Below are 16,464 nucleotides of genomic sequence, written 5' to 3' on the forward strand. Positions count from 1 at the left end.
ACTCCTTAAAATCGGGTAGTGCCAGCCTGAAGTGGCCAGCCTTGTGCAAGCTAGTCGGCAGTCGTCGTGGTTGCGTCGGGGCAGCAAGGTATTCCCCTGCAACAACGCCATGCCGTAAATCTGTTTTCAGTACGCCGCAGTCGTGCCCCGTTGGTGCAAGAAGGCGGCGATGGTCTCGCAAACATGAGTCATGACCAATGGCAAAGAGCCGGAATCATTCCCGCCAGATGCAGAGGGTGAGGTGCAGACGCCGCTCGGGCGGCGAGATGACTCTGGGAGGGGGCAGTGGCGGTGTGTAGCGCCAAAGGGGAGCCAGCAGGGCGATCAGCACCGCCACGGCAAAGAAGAGCTGTTCGACGCAGAGCAGGGTGGCGGCGCTCAGCCACTTGCTGTTGAGCTGGCAACTGCCTAGCTGCGGGCTGGCCGGTTTGGCATCCTCTTGATCCGTTGCCGAGCCTGGAACGGGCAGTGCCTGACAGCTGAGAGCGTGATCGAGCAGGGCAAGCCGGGCCAGCGGCTGGGCCGCACAATTGAGCACCAGCAGGCAGACCAGCAGCAGGAGATGTTTCGCTACCCGTTGTTGCAACATCATGTTCGCCCCGTCCATCAAGATGGGGCCATCCTAACGACCAATGGCGGGTGGGGCAAGTCGGCGGCGTATTGATGAGCAGCACTGTGGGTGGCGTGACGGGGAGGGTGGTCGGTTCTGTTTGGCGAACGCTTGTTCGCTAAAAGGGGGATCAGTATACTGCGCCGAGTTAAAACTCGAGGTGTTCGATGCTCAAAATTGCCCGTGTGCTGCTGCTTGGTCTGCTGCTCATTTTCTGGTTCCTGTTCGGCCTGCTGCTCTGTCTGGTTCGTCCGCGCCATCCCAACAACGTCTATGTCTTCGCTCGCATGTATCACGCGGTCTGCCCGCTGATCGGGTTGCGAGTCAAGGTGACGGTGGCCGACGAGGTGAAATCGGTCGGCCCGGCGGTCTACGTCTGCAACCACCAGAGCAACTTCGACATCTTCACCGTGACCGGTGCGGTGCAGCCCGGTGTGGTGGCGGTGGGCAAGAAGAGCCTGCTGTGGCTCCCCTTCTTCGGCCTTATCTTCTGGCTATCCGGCAACGTGCTGATCGACCGCTCCAACCGCTCCCGTGCCATCGGCACCATAGGTCAGGTGGTGGATCGCATCAAGAATCGCGGCACCTCCATCTGGATGTTCCCGGAAGGGACCCGCTCCAAGGGGCGTGGCCTGCTGCCATTCAAGGCGGGCGCTTTCCACACTGCGGTACAGGCTGAAGTGCCCGTGGTGCCCATCGTCTGCTCCAGCTACTTCGGTCAGATCGACCTCAATCGTTGGGACAACGGCGAAGTGCTGGTGGAAGTGATGGCACCGGTCTGCAGCAAGGAGCACGGTGCCGCTGGCATTCGCGAGCTCTCCGAAGTGTGCCGTGCCAGGATGGAGGCCAAGCTGGCCGAATTGGACAGCAAGCTGGGCCACAGCCACGCAGCTTGACTAGATATCGCAGATGAATCGACAAGGGAGCCTCAGGCTCCCTTTTTTATTGGTAAAAATCACCACCTGGTTGGCTATTTTCACCAATAAACCCTTCTTGAATTTCCTCGGTAAATTCCCATCTATATGTAAAACAACAATAATTTTTATTGGCACGGCTCTTGTAATGCAATGGGAAGAGATAGCAATCCCATCAACAAGGAGCCAGACCATGAGCGTATTCAGCCGCCTGACCGACGTGATAAATGCCAACCTGCACAGCCTGCTCGACAAGAGTGAAGAGCCGGAGAAGATGCTGCGCCTGATGATCGAAGAGATGGAGCAGGTGCAGGTCGAGATGCGTACCCAGGCCGCCCGCGTGATTGCTGAACAGAAACAGCTGGAGCGTCACCAGCAGGGGTTGCAGGCGCAGATCCTGGAGTGGTCGGCCAAGGCCGAGCTCGCCATCCAGAAAGGCCGTGAGGATCTGGCCCGTGCCGCCCTCACCGAGAAGCTGGCGGAGGCCAGGAAATGTGAACAGCTGGAACAGGACAAGGCCCGGGTGGCCGAGGTGCTGGCCCAGCTTACCGCCGACAGCGAGCGACTGGCAGCCAAGCTGACCGAGGCGCGGGAGAAGCAGAAACTGCTGACCCTGCGCGAGCAGACGGCCCACAGCCGCATTCGTGCTCGCGCTCAGGTGGACAACCAGCGCATGCATGAGCTGATGGCGCGCTTTGACGGTTTTCAAGGCCGGGTCGATCAGCTGGAAGCCCAGCTGGAGGCGGCCATTTTGGGGCAGAATCCCTCGCTGGAGGCCCAGTTCCGCGAGCTGGAGCTCAATGACGAGATAGAGCGCGAGCTGGCCCGTCTCAAGGGGCAGAAGGTGGAGGTATAACCATGACTCCCTGGCCCAAGGATCTTGTCCATCGCAAGCTGACTGGCGTTTGCGCCGGCATTGCCCAACGGCTGGGGATCTCCAGAGTGACGGTGCGAGTGGTAGCCCTGCTCGCCCTGATCCTGGTGCCACCGCTGGCACTGGCTGCCTATCTGCTGGCGGTGCTGGTGATGCCGCCCCGTTATGAATTGAAACGCTGGCTGGATTGACCGCAAGGCAGCCCGGCGGCACAGAGAGCCCGTAAGGAGCAAGTTATGCTGGAATTTTTCATCTTGCTGGGAGTGTTGCTGGTCATGGCGCTGACCGGCTTTACCCTGGTGGCCATGCTGCTGGTCAGCGGCGTGTTTGTACTACTGGGGCTGCTGAGCGGCATGCTTGCCCTGATCGTCAAGTTGGCCCCCTGGCTGCTGGTCGCGCTGGCAGTCTGTTGGCTCATCAGCCACCGTCGTCAGCGCAACAATACCTATCTGTAGTTGTGCAACAAGTTATGAAATGCTCCCTGATTTCCCCTTTTCGGCCACTCATCGAGTGGCCTTTTTTTAGCTGTAACCCTTAAGGTCGGGTCGTTTCGGGTAACCACTGCGGGCTCCAGCTCTGCCAGAGTGCCGGGCTGTGGATCAGCTGCTCCTTGAAGGATTTTGGCTGCTGCTTGAGGCGATATTCGAGGCGCAGGGCAGCCCCCTTCTCGCCGACCTCCTGCTGCCAAGCCAGCGTCAAGGGGCCCTTGCCGCGCAGGGCGCGAGCCCCCTTGCCGCTCTGGTGCTGACGCAGACGACGTTGAGGATCCGTGCTGACCCCGGTATAGAGCAGGCCGGTGGCGGTGCGCACCATATAGATAAACCAGCGAGAAGAGGGGGGAGAGGCGTGCGGGGATATCCCGTCAGGAGGTTTTATCATTTGTACTTCTCTGTGCCAAACTCAAAAGCAGTGCAAGGAGGTGCGATGAGAGTCTGGTTCTGGTTGTGGTTACTGTTGTCGGTTCCGGCTCTGGGGGAGACGATCCGTCTCTACGATTACCATCAGCATCCGCCCTTCAATACCGGAGTGGATGCCGGACTGAGCCGCGAGCTGGTCAAGTATCTCAATGAAAAGTTGGGGGGGGAACCCAGAATCGAGCTCTGGCTGGTTAATCGCGCCCGGCTGGCGCTGGAGATGGCGGATCCCGACTTTGATGGCCTGGTGGTCTGGGTCAATCCCGCCTGGGTAGGGGATCCCCATCGCGAGCGTTATCTCTGGACCTTTCCGGTGATGCGCGACACCAACGAGCTAATCTCGAACATCGACAAGCCGATCACCTATCGCGGACCCGACTCCCTCAAGGGATTGGTGTTCGGCGGGGTGGAGGGCTACCGCTATCAGGGGATCGACGATGCGGCAGCAAGGGGAGAGCTGGAGCGTCACGATGCCAAGAAGGTGAAGACCAATCTTGAGCTGCTGGTGCGCGGCCGCATCGATGTGACCATGGTGCCTGGCTCCGCGCTGGGCTTTTTCATCGACTCAAACCACTATCAGGGCAAGCTGTTTATCTCGCCATTCCCCCAATCCAGCTATACCCGCCATATCCTGCTGCCCAAATCTCGCCCAGAGCTGCATGCCACCCTCAACGACATCGCCGAGCAGATGGACAAGGATCCCCGCTGGCACAAGGTGCTGGAGTCCTATCGCGGTAAGCCCTGAGGGTGGCGCTTGAGTCGGTGCAGCGGCAACAGGCTCACCAGCAGACCTGCCCAGACAAAGGCGAAACCGACCGCCTTGATGGGGTCCGGCGCCTCACCAAACCAGTAGATGGCAAGCAGGAAGGCGAGGCTGGGCTCGATATATTGCAGCAGCCCCACCGTGCTCATCCGGGTTCTCGCCACCGCATAGCAGAAGAGCCCCACCGGCAGCAGAGTAGCGGGCGCACTGCCCATCAGCAGCAGCTTGTCGGCCAAATCCCCGTTCACGAATGCCCCTTCCCCGTGCCACGCCAGTGTGCCGATGATGATCAGCGCGACGGGCAGTTGCACCATGGCTTCCAGATAGAGGCTGGTGCCGGTGTCGTAGTGGATCTTCTTCTTGATAAGGCCATAGCAGGCGAAGTTGGCCCCCATGATGAGGGAGAACCAGGGGAGTTGGCCGTAGCAGAAGAGCATGTAGGCGAGCCCCGCTAGTGCCAGGGCGACCGCCAGATGCTTTTGCGGGGTGAGTCGCTCTTTGAGGAAGATGACGGCGAATACGATATTGAACAGCGGGGTCATAAAGAAGGCGAGGCTGGTGGTCAGCACTTGCCCGGTAGTGAGGCACCAGGTGAACATGCACCAGCTGATGGACATCACGGGGCCCGCCAGCAGAATGAGGCCGAGCTGGCGCGGCTCGCTGCGCAGTTGTGCCCAGGGCACCTTGTGGCCAAGCAGCAAAAACAGGGCACCCAGCAGCACCACAGACCAGAGCACCCGGTGGGAGATCAGCTCCCACATGTTGACCTCAGGCATGAATTGATAATAGAGCGGCAGCATCCCCCACAGGATGAAGGAGAGGGTCGCGGTGCCGGTACCTAGCCAGTTTTTCATTATTGTCCGTTTATTAAATTAAACACTCATGGCGATAGTATGGGGCGCGCCCTGTTTCCACAAGAGGGAAAACAGGGAAATGCTGGTACTATCAACGTCATGCAGCGAATCGATAAGTTGTTTGAGCAAATCAGGGCCTGCCGTCTGTGTGAGGCTCATCTGCCGCTGGGGCCTCGTCCGGTGATCCGCGGGGCCGAGAGTGCCCGCTTGCTGATCATCGGTCAGGCGCCCGGCACCCGGGTGCATGCCAGCGGTATCCCGTGGGATGACCCCTCCGGTGACAGGCTGCGTCAGTGGCTCGGGGTCGATAAGGCCACCTTTTACGACGAATCCCGCATCGCCATCATGCCGATGGGGCTCTGTTATCCCGGCAGGGGAAAATCCGGCGATCTGCCGCCGCGCCCAGAATGTGCGCCCACCTGGCACGACAAGGTATTGATGCTGTTGCCCAATATCGAACTGACCCTGCTGATCGGCCAGTATGCACAAGCCCATTACCTGCGGGGAGCTGCCAAGGGATCGCTCACCGACACGGTGCGCAGCTGGGCTGACTATGGCCCAGGCTGGCTGCCGTTGCCTCACCCTTCACCGCGCAACACCCTCTGGCTCAAAAAGAATCCCTGGTTCGAGCAGGAGGTCATCCCTCATCTGCAGCAAAGGGTCGCCCCTTTGCTGAAACGACCCTGAGTATTAGACCGCTGGCTCGGCCAGCGGCTTTGGCTTGCTGCGCGCCATGGCGATAAGCGGCAGGACGATACAGATACAGCCCAGCAGCAGCGGCAGACCCGGCTGCTCGTCAAACAGCCATACCCCGATGGCTACCGCCATCAGCAGACCGGTGTACTCCGCCGAGGCGATCTTGCTCGCTTCCGCCTTGCGATAGGCCACCACGCACAATCCCGCATAGACCATGATCAGCGCCGAGGAGCCGAAGGCGGGCCACCACATCTGCCACTGCCAGTCGCCCCCTTCCCACAAGGCCAGCGCGAGAATGAAGGGCATGCTCAGCACGTTGGTGAAAAACAGGGTCTGGGCGATGGGCTGCTTAAGCGGGATCCGCTTGATCAGCAGATTGTTGAGCGCCATCGACAGCGCTACCCCGAGCGCCGCCAGTGCGGCCCAGTTCACTTCGGTCGGGCGCAGCACGATCAGTACCCCGATAAATCCGATGACTGCGGTCAGCACCTTCTGGCGCGAGATCGCTTCCCCCGCCATCCACACCGCCAGCGGTACCATCATCAGCGGCGCGGCATAGAAGAGGGCGTTGGCAGTGGCGAGCGGCAAGCGGGTGAGGGCCACTACCATCAGACAGACGCCGACCGCCCAGATATGGGCCCGCAGCAGGTGCCACTTGATGGCCACCGGTGGATTGCGGCGCCATGACCAGAGCAGCCAGGGCATCAGCAGAATGGCGGCCGAGAGCTGGCGGAAAAAGACAAACTGGAAGATGGGCTGATCCGGCTCCAGTACCTTGACCAGCGCATCGGAAAAAACCGCCACCATATTGCCCAGCACCAGATAAAGGATGCCGATCCCTACTGCATTCATACCACCTCCCACTTCAGATGAGGGGAGGGTAGCGTGCCGGTTGATATCCAGTAAAATGATAAAAAATGACCATTCATGAGATATTTAGATAATGAAGCTTCCTCCCCTGCGTGCGGTGCAATATTTCGAGGTGGTGGCCCGGCTGCTCAGCTTCTCTCGCGCCGCTCTGGAACTGAACGTCAGCCAGAGTGCGGTCAGCCACCAGATCCGTCTGCTGGAGGATTTTCTGGGTGAGCGCTTGCTGCTGCGTCAGGGGCGGTTGCTCTCGCTGACAACCCAGGGGGAGAGCTACTTCGAAGGGATTGCTGCCGGGCTTAGCCAGATTGCCCAGAGCAGCGAACAGCTGCGCGGTGGCGGCGAGATGCGGTTGCGCCTCGCGGTCTACAGCTCGTTTGCGGTTAAGTGGCTGATCCCGCGGTTGGCTGGATTGCGCCAGCTCTACCCCGAGCTGGATTTGAGTCTGGAGATGGTGGCGGAAGATCCTGAGCTATCTGATAGGGTGGCGGATTGCTTTATCACAGTCTCACCCCACGGACGGGGCTACTGCCACGATCTTATCTATCAGGAGCGGCTCTTTCCGGTCTGTAGTCGCCGCCTGTTGCAGCAGATCAGCGGGGAGTGGCCTGAGGCCATCTGGCAGTTGCCGCTGCTGTCGGTGCAGTCCATCTACAAGGCGCGGGGGGAGGATTGGCAGCGCTGGGCCAAGGCCGGCGGGCTGGTTATTCCGGACGAGGCACGGATGCACCACTTCAGCCATGTGCTGTTGGCGATGGAGGCGGCGGCCTGGGATCAGGGGGTGGCATTCGTGAATGATTACATGCTGCGGCCCGATGATCCCCAGCTGGTGGCCTTGCCGGTACACCAGCTGGAGACGGGGGATGCCTTCTACTTTACCTGCAAGCGCTCGCGGGCCCATGAGCCCGCCATCAGCCGGTTGCGCCAGTGGCTGATGATGGAGACACGCCAGAGCATGCCGCTCTAGCGCTGCATCAAGCTTTCTTGAACTGGCTTAGGACAAACAGGCTGGTGGCGCAGACGACGACAGAGGGGCCTGCCGGAGTATCTTGATACCAGGAGAGGGTCAATCCACCCAGCACGGCGAGACAGCCAATCAGCGCGGCAAAGCCGGCCATCTGCTCCGGTGTCTGGCTCAAGCGGCGGGCGGTGGCGGCAGGGATGATCAGCAGGGAGGTGATGATCAGCGCCCCGACAAACTTCATCGCCACGGCAATCACCAGCCCGATCAGCAGCATCAATACGCAGCGCAGCACATCGACCCGGATCCCCTCTACCCGTGCCAGCTCTTCCGAGATGGTCATGGAGAGCAGGGGATCCCACAGTCGCCACAGGGTGAGCAGCACCAGTGCGCCACCGCCGTAGATCCAGAGCAGGTCCATCGGTTGTACCGAGAGCAGGTCGCCAAACAGGTAGGCCATCAGATCCACCCGGACGTTATCCATAAAACTCAAGGTAACCAGACCGAGCGACAGGGCGCTGTGGGCCAGAATGCCGAGCAGGGTATCGGTCGCCACCTGCTGGTTGCGACTCATGATCACCAGCAGCATCGCCATGGCGAGGCAGCAGACCACCACCGCCAGGGTGAGATCGACCTGCAGCAGGATGCCCAGCGCGATGCCGAACAGACAGGCATGGGAGAGGGTGTCGCCAAAATAGGCCATCTTGCGCCATACCACGAAGCTGCCGAGGGGGCCGGCCAGCAGGGCGATGCCGAGACCGGCCGCGAGGGCGTATAACAGAAAGCTGTCCACTTGAATGTCCTGTTGCTTGCGCTATTTGCTGTGAGCGTTGTTGCGAGAAGGCAGGCGGATGACGGGGGCCTGCGGTTCATGATGATGGTGTTCGCCGTCGCAGTGGTGATGGTGGGTATAGACAGCCAGCACCTCCTGCTCCGGTCGCCCGAACAGACGGGCAAATTCGGGGTGGCGCGCCACGCTTTCCGGCTCGCCATGACAGCAGACGTGGCGATTGAGGCAGATCACCTCGTGGGTGCTGGCCATCACCAGATGCAGGTCGTGGGAGACCATCAGCACGGCGCAATTGAACTCGGCGGCGAGCTGGCCGATGAGAGCATAGAGTTCAATCTGGCCGGTGATATCCACACCCTGCACCGGTTCATCCAGCACCAGCAGCTCGGGCTTGACCAGCAGGGCGCGAGCCAGCAGTACCCGCTGCATCTCGCCACCGGAGAGTTTTTGCATCCGGTTTTCCAGCAATCCCTCTGCGCCCACCCGGGCCAGAGCTTCCTCGATGGAGAGACGGCTGTTTTTGCCCAGTTGCAGGAAGCGTCGCACCGTCAGCGGCAGGGTGGGATCCAGATAGAGGCGCTGTGGCACATAGCCGACTCTCAGATCGCGGCTGCGGGTGATCTTGCCCGAATCCGGCGTGAGCAGGCCCAGCACCAGCTTGCTCAGGGTGCTCTTGCCCGCCCCGTTGGGGCCGACTAGTGTGGTGATTTTGCCTTTATTGAGGGTAAAGGAGACCTTGTCGAGCACAGAGCGTCCATCAAACGAGAGAGAGACCTCTTTCAGCTCTACCAGTTGGCTCATGACAACTCCGGGGTTTACAGCCAGTGAGAGTTATAATATAACAAAAAGCGGCTGTTATATTATCACATACTCACCCCCTGACGAGATTCACCAATGAGAATTATTGCGCTTTTCACTGCCCTGCTGGCGGTGAGTTTGCCTGTTCGTGCCATTGAGGTACTGACCACCATCAAGCCCCTTGGCTTCATCGCAGCAGCGATCACTGACGGCGTGAGTGAGCCCAAGGTATTGTTGCCGACCGGCGCCTCTCCCCACGATTTCTCCCTGCGTCCCTCCGATATTCGCAGCATCAACAGTGCTGGGCTGGTGGTGTGGGTTGGCCCCGAGCTGGAAGGGTTTATGGCCAAGCCGCTGGCCAATCATCCCCATGCTTTGGCCCTGACTCAGGTTGAGGGAATGCCGCTGTTCAACTACGCGACTCAGGATAGTCATGACTCCCATGACCATGATGATCACGATCATGCCGCCCACGAGCACGGTAACCATGATCATGATGAAGGGCATGAGGGACATCATCACGAAGGGGTCGATCCCCATATCTGGCTTGGCCCGACGCAGGCCAAGGTGATTGCCAAGGCGATCGCAAGTGAATTGGGCAAGCTGGATCCGGCCAATCAGGCTCGCTATGACGCCAACCTCGCGGCATTTGATGCCAAGGTGGATGCCAAGGACAAGGTGATTGCCGGCCAGATGAAGGCAGTGAATGAGAAGGGGTACTTTGTCTTCCACGAGGCGTATGGCTACTGGGAGCGCCATTACGGCATGAGTTCAAAAGGTCACTTTACCGTGAGCCCTGAGCGTCGCCCGGGCGCCAAGACCCTGGTGGATATCCGCAAGGCACTGGAAGAGAAGCAGGCGAGCTGCATTTATGCCGAGCCGCAATTTTCACCGGCAGTGATCGAATCGGTGGCACGCAATACTGGCGCCAAGGTGCTGTTGCTTGATGAGGTGGGTGAACAGGTGCCGCTCGGCCCGGATGGTTATCCCCAATTCATGCAACAACTGGCAGACGCATTTGCCCAATGTCGCTGATTAGCGGCTGAGTCTCTCATCCGGACGGACTATACTGACCTCCAGCATCTGACATGGAGTGTCCGGTATGAAATGGTTGTTGATCCCGGCCTGCACACTGGCGCTATGTTGCGCCAGTGTGCAGGCTTCGCGCCTTTCCGAATATATTGCCAGCCCCGATCTGCGGGCCAAACTGCAGGAGGTGTACGGTGGCCGCGCCATCCAGCGGGCCGAGGCATTCTCTCGTCTGCTCACTCCCAGAGCGGGAACCACGGATCAGCAGAAGATCGAGCTGGTGAACAACTACTTCAACAATCTCACCTACAGTGAAGACCCCAAGCTGTGGGGAGATGAGGATTACTGGGCCAATCCGCTGGAGTTCATCGGTGCCCGGGGTGGGGATTGCGAGGATTACAGCATCTCCAAGTACTACACCCTGATGGAGCTGGGGGTGGATGAGAAGAAGCTGCGGTTGGCCTACGTCAAGGCGGTGCGTTACAACCAGTTCCACATGGTGACGCTCTACTTCCCGACACCCAAGGCTGATCCACTGGTGCTCGACAACATCAACAGCCGGATCCTGCCGGGTAGCAAGCGTACCGATCTCATTCCCGTTTACAGTTTCGATGCCAAAAGCATCTGGATCATGAAGTCACGGCGGGAAGGGACGCTGGCGGGGAGTGCCGATCGGCTGGCGCAGTGGACATCGATGAAGACCCGTTTCTCCAGCGAGCAACTGCGCTCTCCTCGTCGTCAGCTATAGCTTGCCCGCCGCCTTCAACTCATCGAAATATTTCGCCGCGCCCGGATGCTGTTCAATGCTCAGCACAGGGCCGGTTTTATTGCGTGCCCGGTGAAACATATTGGCGTAGCCATAAGTTTGCTCATTGAATTTGGTTTGCTGGGTCAGCATGGCCTTGGTCAGGCGATAGACAGACTCTTCCGGCATGGTGGCATTGGTAACCAGGGTGGCGGCAATAGCAAAGGTGGGCGTCGCCTTCAGATTGCCGGGGTAGATGCGGGCAGGCACCTGACTGCGTTGGTAATATTTGACACCCTTGAGTAGCTGATCCCGGGTGGCCCCATCGATGGGGAGGAAAGTGACCGCGCAACGTTTGGCGGTGTCGAGCACAATCCGGTTAGGGTGTCCCATCACCAGTGCAAATGCATCGATCTGCTTGCTACAGAGCGCATCCGGCAGGTTGGCCATGCTCTTCAGATCGAGATCCTGTTCTTTCGCTCCCAAGATGTTGAACAGGGCCAGCGCCGTCTGGCGGGTACCCGAGTTCTTCAACCCCATATCGATGGGGGCGAGCTTGAGCTGTTCCAGTGACGTGATATCTCCATCGGCACGTATCACTATGGTGAAGGGCTCTGCATGGGTGGCAAATAGTGCGCGCAGCTCAGGTTGCGGCTGCGTGGCAAAAGGGCCCAAGCCCTTGCTTGCCTGATACAGCCAGTCTGACTGCACCATGGCGTAGGAGGACTCGCCACTCTTCAGTCGCTTCAGGTTTTCTATTGAACCCGATGAGCTCTGCAGCTTGCACGCAAGTTGCTCGTCGACCTCATGAGCCAGACGGCAAAATTCTTTGGTTATCTGGTGATAAATCCCCTGCTCACCCCCGGTGGCGATAGTGACGGTTTCAGCCATCAGGCAGGGTTGCCACAGCAGGGGCAACAGCATGGCGAGCTTCTTCATGATTGCGTCTCCTTGGCATAACCATCGATACCCCAGGTCCGCAGTTTGTCGATGTCGCGACACTCTCCCGATTCTGCCAGCAGGGTATAACCGGCGGCATGCATGGTCTGGGAGAGCAGATTCCAGTAGAGCGGTGCATCGGTCAGCTGGCAGCTGATAAAAATGGGATTGAGCGGGTCAAGTTGATTGAAGGTATCCGCATTGAGGGGAATGGCGCTGAAGGCGAGCTCACACCCCTGTTCCTGCAACGCAGCCAAGGTAGACTGGCCGTGGGCGGGGAATGTGGCTACATCCCAGCGCCAATCCAGTGTTTTTCCTCGCCCCTGGCTTAGCAGAGGGGCGATTTCGGACCATTGCGGGTGATTGAGCAGGGAGAGGGGTAGCAAGATCCCCTCTATATGGGAGCGCTGCCATAACTCCAGGGTGCTATGGATGGTCGCGAGATCGCTGTCGGCTCCGAGGGGCTGACTGGGCAAGAAACGCTGATAGAGGGCGATTTCCCCTTGTGTGGAGACAAATTTTTGCAGTTGCCCGCCTTCTGGCAGCGGGCTTAGCCCTTGCAGTGGCTGTGGCATGGTTGGGGCAAGCTGTTTTCCCAGTTGGGTGATCTTGAGCCGTTGTTGCAGCAGATCCCGCTTGCGTTCGGAGACCAGTTGGTTGATGGAAAGTGCCACCTCTTTAAGGTCTTGCAACCAAGGGGTGGGCAGGGTGCTGTTGAACTGGTGTTTGCGCAGCCGGATCAGCTGCACATTGATCTGCTCCAGGGGCTGCAGCAGGCGCTTGCAGACCAGAGAGATGACTAGGGTAAATACGACGAGCCCCGCCAGCAGGGCTATGCCGGTGCGACTGATGGCATTCCACAGATGCTGATAGGCGTAGCCGCTATGTCCCTCAAGGGTCAGAGTGCCCAGCATGCGCCAGCCATCGGTCAACTCTTGCTCAATCTTGACGGGGGGCATGCCGATAACCGAGGGAAGCCAGCCGGGAACATTCTGCTGGGTAGAGTGGAATACCTTCTGAAACAGCACCTGACCATCCGGATCCACCAGCATGACCGAGCTGACGAAACCGCCATCGAACATGGCATTGACGATGGTTTCGGCCAGCACCTGATCATCATTGAGCAGGGTGCCTTGCAGTACCAGTCCAAGGGCTGTGATGGCGGTCTCCAGATTGGCCGACATCTGATCAAGGATTGACTGGCGGACTGTGGAGACTTCAAGAACGAACAACATAACTGCACCAATCAGGAACAGTACAAGGATTATCCAGCGCAACAGTTTTGATAACGTCATATCCACTCCATGGAAAAATTATCGCAACATTTGAATTTTTAATGCCGAATCGAGTCCGACCCGGCTCTTAAAAATAGGAAAAAATAGTTAAAAAAGGCGATCATTTCTGCCCATCAGGGCGTGTTATGCATAAAATGTGAGGTTCATGCAGATTGTGATGAACTATTTGTAATTTGTTTTGTCCAAAAAACAGTTTTATACGGTTTTGTCACAACTGACATCGCAATACTCTCTCTTGGATCTAAATACAGGATAGCGGATGAAACGTCTCCGTCCCTTGGTAGCACAGGCTGCCAATTGGGAACCACCGGTTCCCCGCAAACATTTTTACGCCATGCTGATGCTGACGGCCATGACCTTGTCAGCAGTGGCATTGCTGCCAGCGCCGGGGGATATCCTGGAGCGGCCTCTTCGCCTTGAGTTGCCCATTGATACCGCCGGTACGGCAACCAACGAAAACAACACCGATTTTAACGAAATCCCAGACCACGAACTGGTTGATCAGAGTGCGGCAGAGGACGATATCCCTGTTGATACCGCACCGCAGTGGCAGGATTACCGAGTGCGTAATGGTGAGAACCTGACCGCCATTTTTAACAATCTGGGACTCTCTACCACTACTCTCTACAAGGTACTTGATGCGGACAGCAAGAACTATCTGGCCAGATTGAAACCGGGCCAGACCATAGAGCTGCTGATCGATCAGGACAACATTCTGCAACAACTCAAGATCCGCTTGAACATCAAGCAGACGCTGGTGATGGCGCGCAGTGACGATGCTTATACTGCCTCCATGATCAACGAGAAGGTCGAGTGGCAGCCGCAGCGTTACAGTGGCGTGATCAACGGCAGTTTCTATGTCAGTGCCCGCAATGCTGGCATTCCTGCCAATCATATCCAGAAGATTGCCAACCTGTTCCAGTGGCGGATGAACTTTGCCCAGGATCTGAAAAAGGGCGATAAATTCAAGGTGTTGGTACGCCAGGAGACAGTCGAGGGCAAGAGCACCGGTAACAGCCAGCTGCTGGGTGTGGAAATGATCAGTCAGGGCAAGACGGTGTCGGCCTGGCTCTCCGATGATGGCAACTATTACGATGGTCAGGGCAACAGCCTGGAGCGTGGTTTCCGCCGTTATCCGACCCACAGTCGTTACCGGATCAGCTCAAACTTCAACCCCGCGCGCAAGCATCCTGTGACTGGTGCTATCCGTCCCCACGAGGGGACCGACTTTGCCGTTCCGGTGGGTACCCCGGTACTGGCCACGGGTGACGGTGTGGTCCAGAAGGCGACCAGCCACCCGCTGGCGGGTACCTATATCGTCATCAAGCACGGTCGAACCCTCTCTACCCGTTATCTGCACCTGAGCAAGTTGCTGGTCAAAACCGGTCAGCGGGTGAAGATGGGCGACAAGATCGGCCTCTCCGGCAATACCGGTCGCTCGACTGGTGCTCACTTGCATTACGAGCTGCGGATCAACAACCGTCCGGTTAATGCCATGACCGCCAAGCTGCCGATGGCTGAACCGCTCAGTGGCAAGGAGCGTCGCCAGTTCCTGGCCAAGGTGAAGAGCTACCGCAAGGAGCTGGCCGCCGGTTAATCGCTGTAGCCACTAGCTGAAATGAAAAGGCCCCGCCAGACTGGCGGGGCTTTTTTGCATGAGCAGTGTTGGTCAGTAACCCTTGTCGAAGTCGATTTTGCCATCCAGTGGCTGGCCATCGATAAAGCGAATGTAGTTGCGTACAAATATCTGGGCCACATCCTCTGGAAAGCTGTAGGCGCTGTTGTGGGGGGTGACGATGAGGTTGGGTTGTCCCCACAGTGGACTGTCGGCGGGCAGCGGCTCCTGCTCGAATACATCCAGCACCGCCATTGCCAGCTTGCCGGTACGCAGTGCGGTGAGCAAATCGCCCGAGTGTACAGCGCTGCCACGACCGACGTTGAACAGGATGGCGCCCGGTTTGCAGTGTTCGAAGCGGGCGGCATTGAAGAGATGACGGGTATCGCGGGTGGCAGGCAGCACGCTGACGATGACATCGGCCTGCGCCAGCATCTTGTTGAGCGCAGGCAGCTGATAAACCTGGTCAAACCCGGCACGCTCCCGACCACTGCGGCTGATGCCCAGCACCTTCATACCAAAATGTTTGCCGGTGTGGGCGATATGCTGGCCAATGCTGCCGGTACCCAGGATCAGCATGGTTTTCCCTTTGAGCCCCTGATAGGGGTGACTCTGCCAGAGTCGTTGTCTTTGTTGTTCCCGATAGAGAGGAAGTTGGCGTGTCAGACTGAGCAGATGACCAAAGACATACTCGCTCATCAGCGGGCCAAAGATGCCGCGTACATTGGTGAGCTGATAATCACGGCGACTGTCAGGGTCGAGCAGCACATCGACTCCCGCATAGGTGGACTGGAACCAGCTCAGCTTGTTGGCTTTGGGCAGCAGTGGTTTGGCACGGGCCGGTTCGGCCATCAGAATATGGGCTTCGCCGATCAGCTTCTCGGCATCGCCCGGATTATCGGCTCGCAGAATGCGCAGATGGGGGAGATTGGCGGCCTTGAGCAGCCGTTCGTAGTGAGCATTATCCTGGCTGAGCAAAAGAAGGGTACGTTGGCTCATACTCTTGTTCCTTATCAGAATTTGCGGCGCAACAAGATGCCGCTCTCGACCCATCTTACCTGACTTCATATCGCAACATAGCCGACCAGGGCGCTTTTTCGTTTTCGCCGCGCGCCTCGTGGGCTACAATCTGCCCCACATTTTGCAAAGGATCCGACTCCAGTGTTTGGTGACAAGTTTTATAAGCGACTGGCCGAGCTACAGCCTTGGCAACAGACCGTCTACACCCTGGCGCTGGCAGAGCGCATGTACCCCAACTATGCCCTGTTCTGTCAGGCTTCCGGCTTTGGCAATGCAGGCGCTTTCCGGCATGCGCTGGATCAGATGTGGGTCTACCTCACCGTCAAGGGATCCCGGGTCAATCTGGGTGCCATTCTCGAAGAGTTCGAGTCTCACATTCCGGATCCCCGCAAGTTTGAATCCTACGGTGCCTATCCCGCGCTGGATGCCTGTGTTGCGCTGGGCTGCGCTTATAACTCGGTGATCTGCCGGGTTGGCGAAGAGGCCAACGATGCCAGTCATGCGTCAGTCGGTACCGTGGCCGGGTTTATCGAGCTGCTGGAAGAGCGGGATCTGACCGAAGAGGAGCTCTACGAGCACGAGTACATGGAAGCTGAACTGGAGTTCCAGGTTGAACTGCTCAAGCGGGTTGCTCATGAGCGCGACAGCGATCGTATCCTGGCCATCAGAGCATTCGCCTCTCAGGATGGCGTCTCCAATATCGGGATCAGCCTGGAAGAGTAATCCTCTACGACCCCTGATAGAACAAAGCTCCCTTTCGGGAGCTTTTTTTATGCCTGA

20 protein-coding genes are annotated in these 16,464 nt (G+C 58.4%); 11 read left to right on the forward strand and 9 right to left on the reverse strand.

Annotated elements, in window-relative coordinates; all coding sequences use genetic code 11:
* Positions 1 to 214: 214 nt before the first annotated feature.
* The gene (locus G5315_RS11210; protein WP_421263374.1) at positions 215 to 592 is read right to left on the reverse strand and encodes a hypothetical protein; all 378 of its coding nucleotides are present in this window, start codon (positions 590 to 592) and stop codon (positions 215 to 217) included.
* Positions 593 to 777: 185 nt separating this feature from the next.
* Here G5315_RS11210 and G5315_RS11215 point away from each other — a divergent pair, with 185 nt between their 5' ends.
* From G5315_RS11215 to pspG, 4 genes are all read left to right on the forward strand, one after another.
* The gene (locus tag G5315_RS11215; RefSeq protein WP_421172394.1) at positions 778 to 1,506 is read left to right on the forward strand and encodes a 1-acylglycerol-3-phosphate O-acyltransferase; all 729 of its coding nucleotides are present in this window, start codon (positions 778 to 780) and stop codon (positions 1,504 to 1,506) included.
* A gap of 211 nt (positions 1,507 to 1,717) precedes the next feature.
* On the forward strand, positions 1,718 to 2,380 hold the full coding sequence (pspA, locus tag G5315_RS11220; RefSeq protein WP_216979527.1) for a phage shock protein PspA: 663 nt from the start codon (positions 1,718 to 1,720) through the stop codon (positions 2,378 to 2,380).
* A 2-nt stretch (positions 2,381 to 2,382) separates the two neighbouring features.
* Positions 2,383 to 2,589 (forward strand): PspC domain-containing protein, encoded by a 207-nt coding sequence (locus G5315_RS11225; protein ID WP_124241612.1) that lies wholly within the window; start codon positions 2,383 to 2,385, stop codon positions 2,587 to 2,589.
* Between the two features lie 45 nt (positions 2,590 to 2,634).
* Positions 2,635 to 2,853, forward strand: coding sequence for an envelope stress response protein PspG (gene pspG / locus G5315_RS11230; protein ID WP_216952098.1), 219 nt, complete (start codon positions 2,635 to 2,637; stop codon positions 2,851 to 2,853).
* A gap of 79 nt (positions 2,854 to 2,932) precedes the next feature.
* Here the strand turns inward: pspG and G5315_RS11235 are convergent, their stop codons facing one another.
* Positions 2,933 to 3,277, reverse strand: coding sequence for a GIY-YIG nuclease family protein (locus G5315_RS11235; RefSeq protein WP_216952097.1), 345 nt, complete (start codon positions 3,275 to 3,277; stop codon positions 2,933 to 2,935).
* A 45-nt stretch (positions 3,278 to 3,322) separates the two neighbouring features.
* Here G5315_RS11235 and G5315_RS11240 point away from each other — a divergent pair, with 45 nt between their 5' ends.
* Positions 3,323 to 4,057, forward strand: coding sequence for a substrate-binding periplasmic protein (locus tag G5315_RS11240; protein ID WP_216952096.1), 735 nt, complete (start codon positions 3,323 to 3,325; stop codon positions 4,055 to 4,057).
* On the opposite strand, the gene rarD is transcribed toward G5315_RS11240, so the two are convergent.
* A complete protein-coding gene (rarD, locus tag G5315_RS11245; protein ID WP_421333057.1) occupies positions 4,039 to 4,929 on the reverse strand; it encodes an EamA family transporter RarD in 891 nt (296 codons plus the stop codon). The two genes, G5315_RS11240 and rarD, sit on opposite strands and share 19 nt — an antisense overlap.
* A 99-nt stretch (positions 4,930 to 5,028) precedes the next feature.
* On the opposite strand from rarD, the gene G5315_RS11250 reads away from it, so the two are divergent.
* On the forward strand, positions 5,029 to 5,616 hold the full coding sequence (locus G5315_RS11250; RefSeq protein ID WP_043826081.1) for a uracil-DNA glycosylase family protein: 588 nt from the start codon (positions 5,029 to 5,031) through the stop codon (positions 5,614 to 5,616).
* A 3-nt stretch (positions 5,617 to 5,619) separates the two neighbouring features.
* Here the strand turns inward: G5315_RS11250 and G5315_RS11255 are convergent, their stop codons facing one another.
* Complete coding sequence (locus tag G5315_RS11255) at positions 5,620 to 6,477, reverse strand: DMT family transporter (RefSeq protein WP_040067030.1); 858 nt, start codon at positions 6,475 to 6,477, stop codon at positions 5,620 to 5,622.
* Positions 6,478 to 6,568: 91 nt separating this feature from the next.
* Between G5315_RS11255 and G5315_RS11260 the strand changes: the two genes are divergently transcribed.
* A complete protein-coding gene (locus G5315_RS11260; protein WP_040067029.1) occupies positions 6,569 to 7,459 on the forward strand; it encodes a LysR substrate-binding domain-containing protein in 891 nt (296 codons plus the stop codon).
* Between the two features lie 7 nt (positions 7,460 to 7,466).
* Here the strand turns inward: G5315_RS11260 and znuB are convergent, their stop codons facing one another.
* Both znuB and znuC read right to left on the reverse strand, forming a co-directional pair.
* Positions 7,467 to 8,246 carry a zinc ABC transporter permease subunit ZnuB gene (znuB, locus tag G5315_RS11265; RefSeq protein ID WP_421333058.1) on the reverse strand — a complete coding sequence of 260 codons (780 nt, stop codon included), beginning with the start codon at positions 8,244 to 8,246 and terminating at the stop codon, positions 7,467 to 7,469.
* 21 nt (positions 8,247 to 8,267) lie between these two features.
* On the reverse strand, positions 8,268 to 9,044 hold the full coding sequence (gene znuC, locus G5315_RS11270; protein ID WP_005354861.1) for a zinc ABC transporter ATP-binding protein ZnuC: 777 nt from the start codon (positions 9,042 to 9,044) through the stop codon (positions 8,268 to 8,270).
* A 93-nt stretch (positions 9,045 to 9,137) separates the two neighbouring features.
* On the opposite strand from znuC, the gene znuA reads away from it, so the two are divergent.
* Both znuA and G5315_RS11280 read left to right on the forward strand, forming a co-directional pair.
* Positions 9,138 to 10,076 (forward strand): zinc ABC transporter substrate-binding protein ZnuA, encoded by a 939-nt coding sequence (gene znuA / locus G5315_RS11275; RefSeq protein WP_323896567.1) that lies wholly within the window; start codon positions 9,138 to 9,140, stop codon positions 10,074 to 10,076.
* Between the two features lie 67 nt (positions 10,077 to 10,143).
* The gene (locus G5315_RS11280) at positions 10,144 to 10,818 is read left to right on the forward strand and encodes a transglutaminase-like cysteine peptidase (protein ID WP_042052461.1); all 675 of its coding nucleotides are present in this window, start codon (positions 10,144 to 10,146) and stop codon (positions 10,816 to 10,818) included.
* Here the strand turns inward: G5315_RS11280 and G5315_RS11285 are convergent.
* Together G5315_RS11285 and G5315_RS11290 are read right to left on the reverse strand one after the other, a co-directional pair.
* Positions 10,813 to 11,754, reverse strand: coding sequence for a TAXI family TRAP transporter solute-binding subunit (locus G5315_RS11285; RefSeq protein ID WP_335811936.1), 942 nt, complete (start codon positions 11,752 to 11,754; stop codon positions 10,813 to 10,815). The two genes, G5315_RS11280 and G5315_RS11285, sit on opposite strands and share 6 nt — an antisense overlap.
* Positions 11,751 to 13,049, reverse strand: a complete 1,299-nt coding sequence (locus tag G5315_RS11290; protein ID WP_421333059.1) for a LapD/MoxY N-terminal periplasmic domain-containing protein — start codon at positions 13,047 to 13,049, stop codon at positions 11,751 to 11,753. Before G5315_RS11290 ends, G5315_RS11285 begins: the two co-directional genes overlap by 4 nt.
* Positions 13,050 to 13,308: 259 nt before the next feature.
* Here G5315_RS11290 and mepM point away from each other — a divergent pair, with 259 nt between their 5' ends.
* A complete protein-coding gene (mepM, locus tag G5315_RS11295) occupies positions 13,309 to 14,646 on the forward strand; it encodes a murein DD-endopeptidase MepM (RefSeq protein ID WP_216952090.1) in 1,338 nt (445 codons plus the stop codon).
* A gap of 72 nt (positions 14,647 to 14,718) precedes the next feature.
* Here the strand turns inward: mepM and G5315_RS11300 are convergent, their stop codons facing one another.
* Positions 14,719 to 15,663: a D-2-hydroxyacid dehydrogenase gene (locus G5315_RS11300; protein ID WP_421333060.1), complete on the reverse strand. Its 945-nt coding sequence runs from the start codon at positions 15,661 to 15,663 to the stop codon at positions 14,719 to 14,721.
* Between the two features lie 162 nt (positions 15,664 to 15,825).
* Here G5315_RS11300 and G5315_RS11305 point away from each other — a divergent pair, with 162 nt between their 5' ends.
* The gene (locus tag G5315_RS11305; protein ID WP_021231718.1) at positions 15,826 to 16,407 is read left to right on the forward strand and encodes a YjaG family protein; all 582 of its coding nucleotides are present in this window, start codon (positions 15,826 to 15,828) and stop codon (positions 16,405 to 16,407) included.
* The last annotated feature ends 57 nt before the right edge of the window (positions 16,408 to 16,464 follow it).

It is taken from the genome of Aeromonas sp. 603607 (genome assembly GCF_049171595.1).
In the GTDB taxonomy this organism is placed as follows: Bacteria; Pseudomonadota; Gammaproteobacteria; order Enterobacterales; family Aeromonadaceae; genus Aeromonas; species Aeromonas veronii.

What these genes read in the sequence shown, in the direction of transcription:
- G5315_RS11210 (WP_421263374.1), bottom strand. Translation starts at nt 592, where the DNA reads ATGATGTTGCAACAACGGGTAGCGAAACATCTCCTGCTGCTGGTCTGC.
- G5315_RS11215 (WP_421172394.1), top strand. Translation starts at nt 778, where the DNA reads ATGCTCAAAATTGCCCGTGTGCTGCTGCTTGGTCTGCTGCTCATTTTC.
- pspA (WP_216979527.1), top strand. Translation starts at nt 1,718, where the DNA reads ATGAGCGTATTCAGCCGCCTGACCGACGTGATAAATGCCAACCTGCAC.
- G5315_RS11225 (WP_124241612.1), top strand. Translation starts at nt 2,383, where the DNA reads ATGACTCCCTGGCCCAAGGATCTTGTCCATCGCAAGCTGACTGGCGTT.
- pspG (WP_216952098.1), top strand. Translation starts at nt 2,635, where the DNA reads ATGCTGGAATTTTTCATCTTGCTGGGAGTGTTGCTGGTCATGGCGCTG.
- G5315_RS11235 (WP_216952097.1), bottom strand. Translation starts at nt 3,277, where the DNA reads ATGATAAAACCTCCTGACGGGATATCCCCGCACGCCTCTCCCCCCTCT.
- G5315_RS11240 (WP_216952096.1), top strand. Translation starts at nt 3,323, where the DNA reads ATGAGAGTCTGGTTCTGGTTGTGGTTACTGTTGTCGGTTCCGGCTCTG.
- rarD (WP_421333057.1), bottom strand. Translation starts at nt 4,929, where the DNA reads ATGAAAAACTGGCTAGGTACCGGCACCGCGACCCTCTCCTTCATCCTG.
- G5315_RS11250 (WP_043826081.1), top strand. Translation starts at nt 5,029, where the DNA reads ATGCAGCGAATCGATAAGTTGTTTGAGCAAATCAGGGCCTGCCGTCTG.
- G5315_RS11255 (WP_040067030.1), bottom strand. Translation starts at nt 6,477, where the DNA reads ATGAATGCAGTAGGGATCGGCATCCTTTATCTGGTGCTGGGCAATATG.
- G5315_RS11260 (WP_040067029.1), top strand. Translation starts at nt 6,569, where the DNA reads ATGAAGCTTCCTCCCCTGCGTGCGGTGCAATATTTCGAGGTGGTGGCC.
- znuC (WP_005354861.1), bottom strand. Translation starts at nt 9,044, where the DNA reads ATGAGCCAACTGGTAGAGCTGAAAGAGGTCTCTCTCTCGTTTGATGGA.
- znuA (WP_323896567.1), top strand. Translation starts at nt 9,138, where the DNA reads ATGAGAATTATTGCGCTTTTCACTGCCCTGCTGGCGGTGAGTTTGCCT.
- G5315_RS11280 (WP_042052461.1), top strand. Translation starts at nt 10,144, where the DNA reads ATGAAATGGTTGTTGATCCCGGCCTGCACACTGGCGCTATGTTGCGCC.
- G5315_RS11285 (WP_335811936.1), bottom strand. Translation starts at nt 11,754, where the DNA reads ATGAAGAAGCTCGCCATGCTGTTGCCCCTGCTGTGGCAACCCTGCCTG.
- G5315_RS11290 (WP_421333059.1), bottom strand. Translation starts at nt 13,049, where the DNA reads ATGACGTTATCAAAACTGTTGCGCTGGATAATCCTTGTACTGTTCCTG.
- mepM (WP_216952090.1), top strand. Translation starts at nt 13,309, where the DNA reads ATGAAACGTCTCCGTCCCTTGGTAGCACAGGCTGCCAATTGGGAACCA.
- G5315_RS11300 (WP_421333060.1), bottom strand. Translation starts at nt 15,663, where the DNA reads ATGAGCCAACGTACCCTTCTTTTGCTCAGCCAGGATAATGCTCACTAC.